Origin of the sequence: Pseudomonas sp. S4_EA_1b, assembly GCF_016307435.1 — a bacterium.
GTDB classification, from domain to species: Bacteria; Pseudomonadota; Gammaproteobacteria; order Pseudomonadales; family Pseudomonadaceae; genus Aquipseudomonas; species Aquipseudomonas rhodesiae.
Genome location: NZ_JAEILC010000026.1, coordinates 64978 through 79493, shown reverse-complemented (window position 1 = coordinate 79493; position 14516 = coordinate 64978). Strand labels below are relative to the sequence as shown.

Genomic DNA, 14516 nt, shown 5'->3' with positions numbered 1-14516 from the left:
ACAAACGATGCGGGGAGGCTTATGCCTCCCCGCCCTAATAGTGTCTTCAGCTCAATCCCAGTTCCTGCCAGATTCGCATCACCTGGCGCCGCTCCTCGACGAACTGATCCCCGGCCACCGTACCGGCCTCGTTCTGCAAGGCCTGACGATGCGCGGCGGAACGGTAGGCTTTATACACCTCACGCAGCAGATGAGCATCGGCGGCGGGCATCAACCCCACCTGCTCCAGGCCTTCCAGAATGCGGATATTGTCGGTGTAGCGCAGCAACGATGGATGTTGCGCAGACCACGCCAAAGCCGCGTATTGCACCATAAATTCAATATCGACGATACCTCCGGCGTCCTGCTTGAGGTCGAACAGCGCCGTGGCTTCGAAGGCATTGGCGCCCGTGCCGGCCGCAGTGCTCTTGGTGCCCAGGTTGTCGCGCATCTTGGCGCGCATCTCGCTGACCTCCTGGCGCAGCGTCGCCAGGTCACGCTCGCGCCCCAACACCCTGGCCCGCACTTGCTCGAACGCCTGGCCAACGTCCTGGCTACCGACCAGCACGCGGGCACGGACCAACGCCTGATGTTCCCAGGTCCAGGCTTCATTGTGTTGATAGCGGTCGAAGGCCCCCAACGAACTCACCAACAGCCCGGATGCGCCAGACGGGCGCAGGCGCATGTCCACTTCATATAATTGGCCGGAGTTGGTCTGGGTCGTCAGCAAATGAATGATGCGCTGACCCAGGCGCGTAAAGAACTGCGCACCGTCGATCGGCTTGGCGCCATCGGTTTCGGCATGCGGGTCGCCGTCGTGGATAAACACCAGGTCCAAGTCGGAACCATGCCCCAGTTCGATGCCGCCGACTTTTCCATAACCGACAATGATGAACCCAGGATCGCACAAGGTGCCGTCCAGCCGTTGCGGCGAGCCATGGCGCGCCACGGTCTGGCGCCAAGCCAGGGCGAGGACTTGTTCGAGGATCGCCTCGGCAAGCCAGGTCAGGTAATCGCTGACTTTCATCAACGGCAGGCTGCCGGCGATTTCCGAGGCGGCCACACGCAGGCGATGCGCCAACTTGAAATGGCGCAGGGCTTCCATCTGCTGTTCAAGGTCATCTTCGGGGATGCGTGTAAGGCGTTCGCGCAGTTCGGCGGCCAGTTCCGGCGCCAACGGCGGCTTGAACAGGCGCCCTTCATTGAGCAATTCATCCAGCAACAGCGGGAAACGCGTGATCTGCTCGGCGATCCAGGGGCTGGCGGCGCACAGGGTCAACAGGCGACGCAGGGCGTCAGGGTTTTCGGTGAGCAGCACCAGATATGCCGAACGCCGCGCGACGGCTTCGACCAGCGGCAACACGCGCTCCAGCACCAGGTCCGGGTTGGCATGCTCGACGGCCTGGGCCAGCAGGCGCGGAATAAACGCATCCAACCGTTCACGGCCCAGGCGCTGCATGGCGCGCAGTTGCGGGCTGCCGCGCAGGCTGGCCAGGGCTTTGAGTGCCTTGGGTGCATCGGTGAAACCGCCTTCGGCCAACTGCCGGCAGGCGGCGTCTTCGTCCTGGGACTCTTCCCAGAGCGGCAACCACTCACCGCCTACCACCAGCTCGCTTTCTTCGCCTTCATCTTCATCCGGGTCGGCGATCACTTGGCGAAAGTGCCAGTCAATCCGGCCACGCCAATACATCAGGCGCTCATGGAACGCGGCCCAATCGGCAAAACCCAACATAAAGGCAATGCGCGCCTGATCCTGCGGACTGTCGGGGAGCATCTGGGTCTGGCGATCGGCAATCGCTTGGATCGCATGCTCGGTGTAACGCAGGAACTCATAACCGTTGCGCAACTCGGCGATCACCGCCGGCGGCAGGTAGCCCTGGCCCTCCAGAGTGCCGAGCACTTTAAGCAATGGGCGCTGCTGCAAGCTCAAGTCGCGGCCGCCGTGGATCAGCTGGAACGCCTGGGCGATGAATTCCACTTCGCGAATGCCGCCCGAGCCCAGCTTGATGTTGTCGGCCATGCCTTTGCGCCGCACTTCCTGCTGGATCAGTTGCTTCATGGTGCGCAGCGCTTCGATGGCGGAAAAATCCAGGTAACGCCGGTAAACGAACGGCCGCAGCATGTCGAGCAATTGCGCGCCCGCCACCTGATCGCCAGCCACCACCCGCGCCTTGATCATGGCGTAGCGCTCCCAGTCGCGGCCCTGGTCCTGGTAATACTGTTCCAGCGCATTGAAGCTCAGTACCAGCGCACCGGCCGAACCGTATGGGCGCAAACGCATATCAACGCGGAAGACAAAGCCGTCGACCGTCATCGGGTCGAGCGCCTTGATCAATTTTTGACCAAGGCGGATGAAAAATTCCTGGTTATCCAGCGCACGCTTCACCCCCACGGTTTCGCCGCCTTCGGGGTAGGCGAAGATCAGGTCGATGTCCGACGAGAGGTTCAGCTCAACCGCGCCGAGCTTGCCCATGCCGAGGATCACCATGTGCTGGGCCTCGCCGCTGCGGCGCCCGGTGGGCGTGCCGAATTGCACACAGTGGCGCTGGTACAGCCACTGGTAGGCCTGGTCGATGCTGGCATCGGCCATATCGGATAGGTCGCGGCAGGTTTGCACCAGATCGGCCTGGCGCGTCAGGTCACGCCAGATAATGCGCACTTGCTGGCGGGTACGCTGGCGACGCAGCACACGGCCCAGCTCATCTTCTGTTTCGGCTTGTTGCACCGCGCCAGCAATTTGCCCGCATAGCTCGCCAGGTGCGAAACCACGGTCCAGCTCGCCCCAGGCCGCCAGTTCGAGCAACATCAAAGGGTCACGAAGGCTCTGTTCAATAACGAAATCACTGGCGGCGCACACCCGGGCGAAGTCGGCCCAGCGTTGCGGCGTCCACTCAGAAAGGCCATGATCGTCATCCAGCGCGGCCACTGCGTCACGAAATGACTGCTCGGCCCGCTGGGCAGCTGGGAGCAGAATGGCCGGCAATTCGGCCAGCGTTGGAAGGCTCATGGTCTATCCTTGGTCGGCGCGTAAAAGGCTTGTAGCGAGACGTGCAGGCACCACGCTGAATGAAGGACTGTCGAACAAAAGTTAGAAATAGCTGAAAACACTTTAATTTTGGCAGGCAACATTAAACTTCTACCTTTTCTTGTTCGCAAAAGATCAACAATAACGATTATGCTCACCAGCCAGACCGAGCCATACGCTCAGTCTTGTGTAGTTTTACTACTCGTATATACATTCGAAAGGCTGAAATGGCCGACGATTTGTAGTAAAACTACAGGACGCCGAAGCAACCTTCGGCCATCCAAGAATTTATGTCGTCTGCCCACAAGGCCAGTCGCAAACTTCAGGCAACCGATTCTGGTAGCCTTTCCGCCCTGGAGCAAGCCATGCAAGACCTCGATCCCGTCGAAACCCAGGAATGGCTGGACGCCCTGGAATCGGTTCTCGACAAAGAAGGCGAAGACCGTGCTCACTACCTGATGACCCGTATGGGCGAACTCGCGACCCGCAGCGGCTCGCAACTGCCCTACGCCATCACCACGCCATACCGCAACACCATCCCCGTTACCCACGAAGCACGCATGCCTGGCGACCTGTTCATGGAACGCCGCATTCGCTCGCTGGTACGTTGGAACGCCATGGCGATGGTAATGCGCACGAACTTGAAAGATTCGGACCTGGGCGGTCACATCTCCAGCTTCGCTTCCAGCGCAACCCTGTATGACATCGGCTTCAACTACTTCTTCCAGGCCCCGACCGACGAACACGGCGGCGACCTGATCTACTTCCAGGGCCACACCTCCCCAGGCGTTTACGCCCGTGCGTTCATGGAAGGCCGCATCAGCGAAGAGCAAATGAACAACTTCCGCCAGGAAGTCGACGGTCAGGGCCTGTCGTCCTACCCGCACCCTTGGCTGATGCCGGACTTCTGGCAGTTCCCGACCGTATCCATGGGTCTGGGCCCGATCCAGGCGATCTACCAGGCGCGCTTCATGAAGTACCTGGAAGCCCGCGGCTTCATCCCTGAAGGCAAGCAAAAAGTCTGGTGTTTCCTGGGCGACGGCGAGTGTGACGAGCCGGAATCCCTGGGCGCCATCTCCCTGGCCGGCCGCGAAAAACTGGACAACCTGATCTTCGTCATCAACTGCAACCTGCAGCGCCTCGATGGCCCGGTTCGCGGCAACGGCAAAATCATCCAGGAACTCGAAGGCGTGTTCCGCGGTGCGCAGTGGAACGTGACCAAAGTCATCTGGGGCCGTTTCTGGGACCCACTGCTGGCCAAGGACGTCGACGGCATCCTGCAACGTCGCATGGACGAAGTCATCGACGGCGAGTACCAGAACTACAAAGCCAAAGACGGCGCGTTCGTGCGTGAACACTTCTTCAACACGCCTGAACTCAAGGCGATGGTTGCCGACCTGTCCGACGACGAGATTTGGAAGCTCAACCGTGGCGGCCACGACCCGTACAAGGTCTATGCGGCGTACCACGAAGCGGTCAACCACAAAGAACAACCGACCGTCATCCTGGCCAAGACCATCAAAGGTTATGGCACCGGTGCCGGCGAAGCGAAAAACACCGCGCACAACACCAAGAAAGTCGATGTCGACAGCCTGAAGTTGTTCCGCGACCGCTTCGACATCCCGGTCAAGGATGAAGAACTGGAGAACCTGCCGTTCTTCAAGCCGGAGCCGAACAGCGCCGAAGCCCGTTACCTGAGCGAGCGCCGCTCCGCACTGGGCGGTTTCGTGCCACAGCGCCGCGCCAACAGCTTCAGCGTACCGACGCCTGACCTCAGCACCCTCAAGGCCATCCTTGACGGTTCGGGCGACCGTGAAATCTCCACCACCATGGCCTTCGTGCGGATTCTCGCGCAGCTGGTCAAGGACAAGGACATCGGCCCGCGCATCGTCCCGATCATCCCGGACGAAGCCCGTACCTTCGGTATGGAAGGCATGTTCCGTCAGTTGGGCATCTACTCCTCCGTCGGCCAACTCTACGAGCCAGTCGATAAAGACCAGGTGATGTTCTACAAGGAAGACAAGAAGGGCCAGATCCTCGAAGAAGGCATCAACGAAGCGGGCGCCATGAGCTCCTTCATTGCGGCCGGTACTTCGTACTCCAGCCATAACCAGCCGATGCTGCCGTTCTACATCTTCTACTCGATGTTCGGCTTCCAGCGTATTGGCGACCTGGCCTGGGCAGCGGGCGACAGCCGTACCCGTGGCTTCCTGATCGGCGGCACCGCCGGCCGTACCACGCTCAACGGCGAAGGCCTGCAACACGAAGACGGTCACAGCCACATCCTGGCTGTCACCATCCCGAACTGCCGCACCTTTGATCCAACCTACGGCTACGAGCTGGCGGTGATCATCCAGGACGGCATGAAGAAGATGACCGAAGAGCAGCAGGACGTTTTCTACTACATCACCGTGATGAACGAGTCCTACCAGCAGCCAGCCATGCCGGCCGGTGTCGAGGAAGGCATCATCAAGGGCATGTACCTGCTCGAAGAAGACACCAAGGAAGCGGCGCACCACGTCCAACTGATGGGCTCCGGCACCATCCTGCGCGAAGTGCGTGAAGCGGCGAAGATCCTGCGTGACGAATTCAACGTCGGCGCCGACGTGTGGAGCGTTACCAGCTTCAACGAACTGCGTCGCGACGGCCTGGCCGTAGAGCGCAGCAACCGCCTGCATCCGGGTCAGAAACCAGCGAAGAGCTACGTCGAAGAATGCCTGGCCGGCCGCAAGGGCCCGGTCATCGCCTCTACCGACTACATGAAGCTGTTTGCCGAACAAATTCGCCAGTGGGTCCCGTCCAAGGAATTCAAAGTCCTGGGCACCGACGGTTTCGGCCGCAGTGACAGCCGTAAGAAGCTGCGTCACTTCTTCGAAGTCGACCGTCACTTCGTGGTGTTGGCAGCCCTGGAAGCCTTGGCTGACCGTGGTGAGATCGAACCCAAGGTGGTGGCTGACGCCATCGTCAAGTTCGGGATCAACCCGGAAAAACGCAACCCACTGGACTGCTGAGGAGACTTTTTGTGAGCGAACTCATTCGCGTACCTGACATCGGCAGCGGTGAAGGTGAAGTAATCGAGCTGTTTGTGAAGGTCGGCGACACCGTCGAAGCCGACCAGAGCATCCTGACCCTTGAATCGGACAAGGCGAGCATGGAAATTCCTGCTCCCAAGGCCGGTGTGGTCAAGAGCCTGAAGGTCAAGCTGGGCGACCGCCTGAAAGAAGGCGACGAACTGCTGGAGCTGGAAATCGAAGGTGCCGCCGATGCGGCGCCTGCGGCGGCCCCTGCTGCCGCTGCCGCACCCGCGCCGGCCGAAAAGCCTGCCGCCGCCGAGGCCCCAGCAGCACCGGCCCCGGCCGCTGCACCGGCTGCCGCCAGCGTTCAGGACATTCACGTTCCGGACATCGGCTCGTCGGGCAAAGCCAAGATCATCGAGCTGCTGGTCAAGGTCGGCGACACCGTCGAAGCCGATCAGTCGCTGATCACCCTGGAGTCCGACAAGGCCTCCATGGAGATCCCATCGCCGGCTGCCGGCGTGGTGGAAAGCATCGCGGTTAAGCTGGAAGACGAAGTCGGCACCGGTGACTTCATCCTCAAGCTCAAAGTACAAGGCGCCGCGCCTGCCGCTGCTGCAGCACCGGCCGCCGCTCCGGCTGCCAAAGCTGACGCCGCGCCGGCTCCGGCTGCTGCACCCGCACCGGCTGCCAAAGCCGAGGCCGCCCCAGCCCCAGCCGCCGCGCCTGCGCCAAGTGGTGCCAAGGTTCACGCCGGCCCGGCCGTGCGTCAGTTGGCCCGTGAATTCGGCGTTGAACTGAGTGCCGTCGCGGCCACCGGCCCTCACGGTCGCGTGCTGAAGGAAGACGTGCAGGCTTACGTCAAAGCCATGATGCAAAAGGCCAAGGAAGCGCCAGCTGCCGGCGGCGCGACCGGTGGTTCGGGCATCCCGCCGATCCGTACTGTGGACTTCAGCCGCTTCGGCGAAACCGAAGAAGTGCCGATGACCCGCCTGATGCAAATCGGTGCGGCAGGTCTGCACGCCAGCTGGCTGAACATCCCACACGTCACTCAGTTCGACCAGGCCGACATCACCGACCTGGAAGCATTCCGCGTTGCGCAGAAAGCCGTGGCCGAAAAGGCTGGCGTCAAGCTGACCGTACTGCCGTTGCTGCTCAAGGCCTGTGCGCACTTGCTCAAGGAACTGCCGGACTTCAACAGTTCGTTGGCGCCAAGCGGCAAGGCGATCATTCGCAAGAAGTACGTGCACATCGGCTTTGCCGTCGACACGCCTGATGGCCTGCTGGTACCGGTCATCAAGAACGTCGACCAGAAAAGCCTGCTGCAATTGGCTGCAGAAGCGGCTGCACTGGCCGCCAAGGCCCGCGACAAGAAGCTCACCCCAGACGATATGCAGGGTGCCTGCTTCACCATCTCCAGCCTCGGCCACATTGGCGGTACTGGCTTCACGCCAATCGTCAACGCGCCGGAAGTGGCGATCCTGGGTGTATCCAAGGCCACTATCCAGCCGGTCTGGGACGGTAAAGCGTTCCAGCCGAAGCTGATGCTGCCGCTGTCGCTGTCCTACGATCACCGTGTGATCAACGGCGCCGCCGCTGCTCGTTTCACGCAGCGTCTGAGCCAATTGCTGAACGACATCCGCACCATTCTGCTGTAAGCCGCAACGGGCCTTCCTTTATCCGGAAGGCCCGTTTGCATCGATTTCCGAGCGCCACGCTCGTACCTCAACCCCGCCATTTGGCGGGGCTTTTTTTGCGCGTCCAACGGCAAAAATTAGACAGACAGAACAGGTTTGTACACCTTCTGTCAGCGCGACTGTAGAAATCCCCCAAGCGGCCGATAACACACATATAGCACTTAGCCTTCATCCTCTCTTGTCAGCCCGCGCCGCATGATGCAACCTTGCCGCAAGCGACAGAAAAGAGGGCGTGAGCCCGGCGCCGTGCGCGTTATTTCAAGTGAGTTTCCCCCATGAAAAGCCAACCCGATGTCGCCCGTATGGCGGCCGAGGTAGTCACGCAGTTACCGGTGCCTTCGCGCCTCGGCATGCTGCGTTTCGAGCGGCTTAATGAGGCAAGCTGGGCCCTGCTCTACCTCGACCCCAACTGCGAGCGCCAGTTCGGCCTGCCGGCGGTCGAATTGTGCGCCCTGATCGGCACCCCTTACGCCAGCCTGATGGAACCCCAGGCCCGCTACCAATTGCACGACGCCATCCAACAGCAACTGACCCTGAGCCCCCATTACCTGGTGCGCTATACCCTGCACACCAACGACGGCCCTCTAAGCCTGCTGGAAATGGGCGAAGCCTATAAACAACACAATCGTCATCTGTTGCGCGGTTACCTGATGGTGGTCGACGGGCTGTTTAGTGAAGTGCCTTCGCCCCTGCCCTCTTCGGACGACCTGGAGAGCCAGAACAGCCGCTTGCAGATCGCCCTGGAACTCAACCAGCGGGCCCAGCAGGAACAATTGCAGCACCTGGAACGGGTGCGCGCCCAGCAGGAGCTGATCCTGCTGCTGGCCCGCCAGCGCTACACCGCCAACAATTCGCTGCAGGAAGCCGCCGAGCTGATCACCCGTAGCGCCTGCGAAATCTATCAGCTCGACTGCGCCAGCATCTGGAACCTTGAAGGCCAGCGCCTGGTGCCGATTTCGGCCTATCACCGCGCCGACCAGCAGCACCATTTGCCCGACCCTATAGACGCCAGTTGCTTCCCGGATTATCTGGAAGCCTTGCACACCAGCCGCGCCATCGATGCCACCAACGCCATGCGCGACCCGCGCACCCGTGAATTGGCCGAAAACCTGCGCGCCAAAGACATACACGCCATGCTCGACGCCAGTATCCGCGTCGATGGCCAAGTGGTCGGCGTGCTGTGCCTGGAACAAGGCGGCGGTTCCCGCGCCTGGCAGGCCGACGAAATCGCGTTTGCCGGCGAGCTGGCAGATCAGTTCGCGCAAGTGATCAACAACCATAACCGCCGCACCGCCACCAGCGCCCTGCACCTGTTCCAGCGCGCGGTGGAGCAAAGCGCCAACGCCTTTCTGCTGGTCAATTGCGATGGTGTAGTGGAGTACGTCAACCCCAGCTTCACGGCGATCACCCAATACAGCGCCGAAGAAGTCCACGGCCACCGCCTGGCGCAGTTACCGGCCCTGGAGAACCTCAGCGAATTGTTGTTCGACGCGCCGTCGAGCCTGGCCAAGAGCAACAGCTGGCAGGGCGAGTTCAAGAGCCGCCGCAAGAACCTGGAGCCCTACTGGGGGCAGTTGTCGATCTCCAAGGTATATGGCGACAACCGTGAGCTGACGCACTACATCGGCATCTACGAAGACATCACCCAGACCAAGCTGGCCCAGCAGCGCATCGAGCGTCTGGCGTACACCGACAACCTGACCAACCTGGGCAACCGCCCGGCGTTCATCCGCAACCTCGACGAACGCTTCGCCCGCGACAGCGACAGCCCGATCAGCCTGCTGCTGGTGGATATCGACAATTTCAAGCGCATCAATGACAGCCTCGGTCACCAGACCGGCGACAAGTTGCTGATCAGCCTGGCCCGGCGCCTGCGCAACAGCTTGACCAGCAGCGGCAGCCTGGCGCGTTTTGCCAGTAACGAGTTCGCGGTGCTGCTGGATGAAACCGATCTGGAGGCCGGTCAACAAGTGGCCAGCCAGTTACTGGCGACCCTCGACAAACCGATGTTCGTCGACAACCAGTTGATCAGCGTTACCGGCTCCGTGGGCCTGGCCTGCGCGCCGCTGCATGGCCGCGACCCGCAGACCCTTATGCGTAACGCCGGCTTGGCACTGCATAAGGCCAAAGCCAACGGCAAACATCAGGTGCAGGTGTTCACCGAGGCCCTCAATGCCGAAGCCAGTTACAAACTGTTCGTCGAAAACAACCTGCGCCGCGCCCTGACGCAGAACGAGCTGGACGTGTTCTATCAGCCAAAGCTGTGCCTGCGCAGCGGTCGCTTACTGGGCATGGAGGCGTTACTGCGCTGGAACCATCCGGAAAAGGGTATGATCCGCCCGGACCAGTTCATCAGCGTGGCCGAAGAGACCGGCCTGATCATCCCCATCGGCAAATGGATCGCCCGCCAGGCCTGCCGCATGAGCAAGCAACTGAGCGCTGCCGGCCTGGGCGACTTACAGGTGGCGATCAATCTGTCGCCCAAGCAGTTCTCCGACCCGGACCTGGTAGCCTCAATCGCCACGATCCTCAAGGAAGAAGCGTTGCCGGCCAACCTGTTGGAGCTGGAACTGACCGAAGGCCTGCTGCTGGAAGCCACCGAAGACACGCGCCTGCAACTGGACCAGTTGAAGAGTCTTGGCCTGACCCTGGCCATGGACGACTTCGGCACCGGTTACTCGTCCCTCAGTTACCTGAAAAAATTCCCCATCGACATCATCAAGATCGATCGCAGCTTTATCCATGAGATCCCGGACAACCAGGACGACATGGAAATCACCTCCGCCGTGATCGCCATGGCGCACAACCTCAAGCTCAAGGTGGTCGCCGAAGGCATCGAGACCGCCGAGCAACTGGCCTTTCTGCGGCGGCACCGCTGCGATGTGGGCCAGGGGTACCTGTTCGATCGGCCGATCCCCGGGGCAGAGCTGCCGGCGATGCTCAAACGCTACCCGCGCGGCCCAATCGCCTGACATCGCTGTAACACTCGGGCACACTGGCTGTCTGAATTTTTACCATCACTCAACCTGACGAGAGGACTGATCATGGTCTTGCGCTCGGAAATTCTGGTGAACAAAAACGTGCTGCCTACTCAAGAACAAGCATTGCCTGGTCGTGACACCCCGATGAGCCTGCCAGAGACGCATTTCGTCAATGGCAACCCGCTGCTGGGCCCATTCCTCGATGACGTAGGCTTTGCGATCTTCGGCCTGGGTTGCTTCTGGGGCGCGGAACGCAAATTCTGGCAGCGCGACGGCGTGGTCAGCACCGTGGTGGGTTATGCCGGCGGCTTCACGCCCAACCCGACCTACGAAGAAGTCTGCTCCGGCCTGACCGGCCACAGCGAAGTGGTGCTGGTGGTCTATGACCAAGCCAAGGTCAAGTACGAAGACCTGCTGAAGATGTTCTGGGAATTGCACAACCCCACCCAGGGCATGCGCCAGGGCAACGACATCGGCAGCCAATACCGTTCGGTGATCTACGCGACCACACCGGAACAACTGGAGGCTGCAAAGGCCAGTGCCGAGGCGTATCAGGCCGAACTGAACAAGGCCGGCCTGGGCCAGATCACCACCGAAATCGACCAGGCGCCGACGGTGTATTTCGCCGAGGCGTATCACCAGCAGTACCTGGCGAAAAACCCGCAGGGTTATTGCGGCATTGGCGGAACAGGCGTGGTTTGCCCGATCTGACGTTCGGAGCGGCAAGCTGCAAGTGGTGTTTTCTGCTCTCACTTGCAGCTTGCAGCTTGAAGCTTGCAACTCACAGCTACTCAGCTATAAGCCAATCCATCTGCCACCCGCCCTGGGTCTGCCCCAGTTGCTTGGACAGCCACGGCAACAGCTCACGCAGTTCTTCCTCCAAGCCCCATGGCGGGTTGGCAATCGCCAGGCCCGAGCCGGTCAGGGTGTTGGGCGTGTCCAGGGGATGCACCAGCAGTTCCACGCGCAGCAGTTTCGGCGCCCCCGTGCCGGCCAGGTCCTGATAGAAGCGCCGCAACATGCGCTGGTCCTTGACCGGGTACCAGATCGCCGCCACGGTCTGGCGCATGCGGCCGACCGCCTCCTTGAGGGATGCCGCGCAGCGTTGCATCTCGTCGAGCTTTTCGAACGGCGGGTCGATCAGCATCAACGCGCGTTTTTCCGGCACTGGCAGCAACGCTCGCGGCACATGCCAGCCTTCGCCCAAATGCACTTTGACCCGACGGTCGCCCTTCATGTTGTCCTTGAGCAACACACCGTCTTCGGGGTGTTTTTCATTGAGCAGCACACGGTCCTGCGCGCGCGTGAGGCGTCGGGCCAGCTCCGGCGAACCGGGGTAGTAGCGCAACTGGCCGTCCGGGTTCATCTCGTGCAGCACGCGCATGTAGTCGGCGGTCAGCGGCGGCAGATCGTTCCGGCCCCATAGGCGCGCGATGCCTTCGAGGTATTCGCCGGTACGGTTGGCCTGATCGCCCTGCAGGTCGTACAGGCCGATGCCCGCGTGGGTATCGAGGTAGGCAAACGGCTGCTCCTTGCGCGACATCAGGGCGATGAGGCGGGTCAAGGTCAGGTGTTTGAAGACATCGGCGTGGTTGCCGGCGTGAAAGGCGTGACGATAATTCATGGTTGCTCCTGCGCAGGGGGCGAAGTTTACCTTCTACACGGGCAAAGGTGCAGGGCGGCATGCCGGGCGGTGCTTATGCCCTAAAAGCAGGGAGCGGACTGAAAAAAATCTAAATGTCTCCATGAGCGCGGATTTATTGTGGCGAGCACCCAATCCAAGGAGGTCAATTGCCATCATGAAAGACGCCACCCTCGCCCTGCACCACGGCTTCAAGTCGGACCCGACCACCAAGGCCGTGGCCGTGCCGATCTACCAAAACGTGGCTTTCGAATTCGATAACGCCCAGCACGGGGCCGACCTGTTCAACCTGGATGTGCCCGGCAACATTTACACGCGCATCATGAACCCTACCAATGACGTACTGGAGCAACGTATCGCCGCCCTCGAAGGTGGCATCGCGGGCCTGGCGGTGTCGGCGGGCAGCGCGGCGATTCACTACGCAATCCAGACCCTGACCCGCGCCGGCGACAACATTGTCACCACGCCGCAGCTCTACGGCGGCACCTACACCTTATTCGCCCACCTATTGCCCAGCTTCGGTGTGGACGTGCGGTTCGCCCGGGACGACTCCGCCGAGGCCATTGCCGAGCTGATCGACGACCAGACCAAAGTGGTGTACTGCGAAAGCATCGGCAATCCGGCGGGCAATATCATTGATCTGGAAGCCCTGGCCAAGGTGGCCCACGCCCGAGGCGTGCCGCTGATGGTCGACAATACCGTAGCCACCCCGATCCTGTGCAAACCCATCCAGTTCGGCGCCGATATCGTGGTGCACTCGGTGACCAAGTACATCGGCGGACATGGCAACTCCCTCGGCGGTGTGATCGTCGACAGTGGCACTTTCCCCTGGACCCAGTACCCGGAAAAATTCCCCGGTCTCAACCAGCCCGAGCCGGCTTATCACGGCGTGGTCTACACCGAAAAATTCGGCCCCGCCGCGTTCATCGCCCGCGCGCGTACCGTGCCATTACGCAATACCGGTGCGGCACTGGCGCCGATGAATGCCTTCCTGTTGCTACAAGGCTTGGAAACCCTGGCCCTGCGTATGGAACGCCATACCGAGAACGCGCTCAAGGTTGCACAGTTTCTACAGGAGCATGCCGAGGTGGAATGGGTCAGCTACGCGGGCCTGCCAGAACATCCGCACCATGGGCTGGCGCAAAAATACATGCAGGGCAAACCCTCGGCGATCCTGTCTTTCGGCCTGAAGGGTGGCTATGACGCGGGTGTGCGCTTCTACGACGCGCTGCAGATTTTCAAACGTTTGGTGAATATCGGCGATGCCAAATCCCTGGCCTGCCATCCGGCCTCCACCACCCATCGGCAGATGAATGAGCAGGAGCAAGCCAAGGCTGGCGTGAAACCGGAGATGATTCGCCTGTCGGTCGGTATTGAAGCCATTGAAGACCTGATCGACGACTTGCAGCAGGCACTGACCTCAACTCGCCTCTGAGGCGAGGTAGTCCGTCAGCGCTGCATAGGTCACCGTCGAACCACGAGCGAAGTAAGCGACCTTGTGCTGCAAGGTCGCAGGCGTGAAGGCGATGTAGAGGTCCGGGCGCTGCTCCTCAAGCCATTGCAGCAGGTTGTCGATCAGGGTTTGCGGCGATTGTTCGGCCAGATGCTCCAGTAACGATGCTGGCACCTGCCACCAGGGGCTGGCCTTGGCGGTAGTAACCGGCCCCGTTGCAACGGCCTGGGGCTTCCCATTGATCAGATAGCGCTGAAACACCGGCAGCACCTGCCCCGCCTCACCGCCCAATTGCCGCAACAGCGGCAGGAACTGCGTGCCGTCCCAAAAGCGCAGGAACACCGGCGACCCCTCGGGCAGTTTCACTTGGGTCAAGCCTTGCAGATGAGCGAGTACCACGTCCGCCGGGCTGGACGACACCGCCAGCCAACCCCAGTCCTCGGCCTGGGTGTTCGCCACCCAATCGAGAAAGGCGCTGCCGGGCTCGACTTGTGCGAGATAAGGCATAACCTGCGTCCAATCCGCATAAGCCGTGCTCGCCCAGATCGAGCGCGGTGGCGCACCCGCCGCCACACCTTGCCAAGCCTCGAACGGCTGGGCATCGCTGGCATTGCCCAGCACCGCGAACAGTTGCTCATGGGGCTGCAGAGGCCACTGTGCGAGCCAAGCACTGGGCGATAGAGGTTGATCCATTGGGGCGAAACTCCTTGGGTTGAAAAACACAT

At 61.2% G+C, this 14516-nt stretch carries 8 protein-coding genes; 5 read left to right on the top strand and 3 right to left on the bottom strand.

From position 1 onward, the window contains the following. Positions 1-46 precede the first annotated feature (46 nt). Positions 47-2986: a bifunctional [glutamate--ammonia ligase]-adenylyl-L-tyrosine phosphorylase/[glutamate--ammonia-ligase] adenylyltransferase gene (glnE, locus tag YA0848_RS09220; protein ID WP_169902947.1), complete on the bottom strand. Its 2940-nt coding sequence runs from the start codon at positions 2984-2986 to the stop codon at positions 47-49. Positions 2987-3369: 383 nt separating this feature from the next. On the opposite strand from glnE, the gene aceE reads away from it, so the two are divergent. From aceE to msrA, 4 genes are all read left to right on the top strand, one after another. After that, positions 3370-6015: a pyruvate dehydrogenase (acetyl-transferring), homodimeric type gene (aceE, locus tag YA0848_RS09215; protein ID WP_198712449.1), complete on the top strand. Its 2646-nt coding sequence runs from the start codon at positions 3370-3372 to the stop codon at positions 6013-6015. A gap of 11 nt (positions 6016-6026) precedes the next feature. Then, positions 6027-7676 (top strand): dihydrolipoyllysine-residue acetyltransferase, encoded by a 1650-nt coding sequence (gene aceF, locus YA0848_RS09210; RefSeq protein ID WP_099313048.1) that lies wholly within the window; start codon positions 6027-6029, stop codon positions 7674-7676. 314 nt (positions 7677-7990) lie between these two features. Further along, on the top strand, positions 7991-10687 hold the full coding sequence (locus tag YA0848_RS09205) for a putative bifunctional diguanylate cyclase/phosphodiesterase (protein WP_169902948.1): 2697 nt from the start codon (positions 7991-7993) through the stop codon (positions 10685-10687). A gap of 72 nt (positions 10688-10759) precedes the next feature. Further along, positions 10760-11407, top strand: coding sequence for a peptide-methionine (S)-S-oxide reductase MsrA (gene msrA, locus YA0848_RS09200; RefSeq protein ID WP_034095550.1), 648 nt, complete (start codon positions 10760-10762; stop codon positions 11405-11407). A 76-nt stretch (positions 11408-11483) separates the two neighbouring features. On the opposite strand, the gene YA0848_RS09195 is transcribed toward msrA, so the two are convergent. Further along, entirely contained in the window at positions 11484-12320 is an 837-nt protein-coding gene (locus YA0848_RS09195; RefSeq protein ID WP_034095549.1) for a 23S rRNA (adenine(2030)-N(6))-methyltransferase RlmJ, read from the bottom strand. 175 nt (positions 12321-12495) lie between these two features. Here YA0848_RS09195 and YA0848_RS09190 point away from each other — a divergent pair, with 175 nt between their 5' ends. Beyond that, positions 12496-13773 carry an O-acetylhomoserine aminocarboxypropyltransferase/cysteine synthase family protein gene (locus YA0848_RS09190; RefSeq protein WP_169902949.1) on the top strand — a complete coding sequence of 426 codons (1278 nt, stop codon included), beginning with the start codon at positions 12496-12498 and terminating at the stop codon, positions 13771-13773. Here the strand turns inward: YA0848_RS09190 and YA0848_RS09185 are convergent. Continuing rightward, complete coding sequence (locus YA0848_RS09185; protein WP_169902950.1) at positions 13759-14484, bottom strand: DUF4123 domain-containing protein; 726 nt, start codon at positions 14482-14484, stop codon at positions 13759-13761. The two genes, YA0848_RS09190 and YA0848_RS09185, sit on opposite strands and share 15 nt — an antisense overlap. Positions 14485-14516 lie beyond the last annotated feature (32 nt).

Bases quoted from the DNA above. Each gene is read 5' to 3' on its own strand.
- glnE (WP_169902947.1), bottom strand. From the start codon at position 2,986: ATGAGCCTTCCAACGCTGGCCGAATTGCCGGCCATTCTGCTCCCAGCT.
- aceE (WP_198712449.1), top strand. From the start codon at position 3,370: ATGCAAGACCTCGATCCCGTCGAAACCCAGGAATGGCTGGACGCCCTG.
- YA0848_RS09205 (WP_169902948.1), top strand. From the start codon at position 7,991: ATGAAAAGCCAACCCGATGTCGCCCGTATGGCGGCCGAGGTAGTCACG.
- msrA (WP_034095550.1), top strand. From the start codon at position 10,760: ATGGTCTTGCGCTCGGAAATTCTGGTGAACAAAAACGTGCTGCCTACT.
- YA0848_RS09195 (WP_034095549.1), bottom strand. From the start codon at position 12,320: ATGAATTATCGTCACGCCTTTCACGCCGGCAACCACGCCGATGTCTTC.
- YA0848_RS09190 (WP_169902949.1), top strand. From the start codon at position 12,496: ATGAAAGACGCCACCCTCGCCCTGCACCACGGCTTCAAGTCGGACCCG.
- YA0848_RS09185 (WP_169902950.1), bottom strand. From the start codon at position 14,484: ATGGATCAACCTCTATCGCCCAGTGCTTGGCTCGCACAGTGGCCTCTG.